The organism is Ursidibacter arcticus (assembly GCF_009761375.1).
In the GTDB taxonomy this organism is placed as follows: Bacteria; Pseudomonadota; Gammaproteobacteria; order Enterobacterales; family Pasteurellaceae; genus Ursidibacter; species Ursidibacter arcticus.
Genome location: NZ_LEKM01000037.1, coordinates 1 through 1,574 on the forward strand (window position 1 = coordinate 1; position 1,574 = coordinate 1,574).

2 protein-coding genes are annotated in these 1,574 nt (G+C 36.9%); both read right to left on the reverse strand.

Annotated elements, in window-relative coordinates:
• Positions 1 to 548, reverse strand: a 548-nt coding sequence (gene cmk / locus A1D25_RS01410; protein WP_157393940.1) for a (d)CMP kinase, incomplete at its 3' end; no start/stop codon positions are given.
• A gap of 8 nt (positions 549 to 556) precedes the next feature.
• The coding region (gene degS / locus A1D25_RS01415; RefSeq protein ID WP_240327080.1) for an outer membrane-stress sensor serine endopeptidase DegS at positions 557 to 1,574 on the reverse strand (1,018 nt) is incomplete at its 5' end.

The following is a 1,574-nucleotide window of genomic DNA, read 5'->3' on the forward strand; positions in this document are numbered from 1 at the left end:
CGAAAATCACGCTCTTTTATCTCGGCTAAAATCTCGTCAAAGTTAGCATTAAATCCCTTTTCTTGCAACTGTTTTACACGTCTTTTTGTACGTTCTTCCGCACTAGCGTCTAAAAATAGCTTGACTTGAGCGTTAGGGAAAACAATTGTTCCCATATCTCTACCATCAGCAACTAATCCTTTTGATGTACTAAAATCACGCTGTCTTTGTAATAAGGCTTCACGAACTAAGGGATAAATTGCAATTTTAGAGGCATTCTGTCCCGCTTCTGCAGTACGAATTTGATCGCCTACATTTTCACCCTCTAAAATAACGTGAATTTCCCCATTTGAAGGAATAAATTGAACATCAAGATTTCGCCCTAACTCTGCAAGTTCTGGCTCGTTTGTAAAATCTATTCCTGATTTCTTTGCTGCAAGTGCTAAAATACGATAAATTGCACCTGAGTCTAAAAAATCAAACTTTAACTTTTCTGCTAATGCGTGGCATAAGGTACCTTTGCCTGCTCCACTTGGTCCATCAACAGTAATTACAATATTTTTATTCATCTTCTTTCCTATATTTCAGGGAATTCGCCTATAACAACATTCAATTCCATCAATTTTCCTTGACGAGAAATGAGTACTTTTACATCAGTCCCCGGTTTAATATCTGCAAGAGCTTCCATCATTTGTGATGGTGTTTCAGCTTCAATGTCAGCAATTTTTAATACAATATCACCTTCAAGAATTCCACCTTTATCAGCTGGCCCATTCTCTGTCACACTTGTAATTAAAACGCCTTTATCACCTAACCCTAATTGTTTGGCAGAATAAAAGAGTGAACTACTTACGCCAAAGTATCCACGAATGACTCGCCCATCTTTAATGATCTTTTCCATTACTTTATTTGCTAAGCTGATAGGAATAGCAAAATTAAGTCCTTCAGCTAATTCATCACTGTTTTTACCAAAACTTAATGTATTAATACCGATCAATTCCCCTGCACTATTTACTAGAGCACCGCCTGAATTTCCTTTGTTAATGGAGGCATCTGTTTGCAAGAAATTTTGTCGCCCACCTTCAGAAAGCGCATTTCGTCCAGTTGCACTAATAATACCTTGTGTAATACTCTGCCCTAGATTTAATGGGTTTCCGATTGCCAAGACAACATCTCCTACTTGGACTATTCGTTCTTTATTCTGTGGAATGGTAGGCAAGTTTTCAGCTTGAATTTTCAGTACTGCAAGATCAGTTAATGTATCTGAACCAACTAAAATAGCATTAGCAATTACACCTGATTGTAACGCCACAATAATCTGATCGGCATTTTGAATAACGTGTTTATTTGTCAAAATATAGCCCGATTTAGTCATAATAACGCCAGAGCCTAAATTATTGACCTGTAACTGGTTATATTGTGTTGTATCGATAGATTGGTTATAAACATTCACAACAGCTGGCGATGCTAATTTAACTGCATTGTGATAACTCACAATATCTTGATTGAAAAACTTGCTTGAATAGGTATTAACGGCAGGAGCAACATATAGAATTAACCCTGCACAAAAAAGACCAAATCCAACCGCTTGTAAT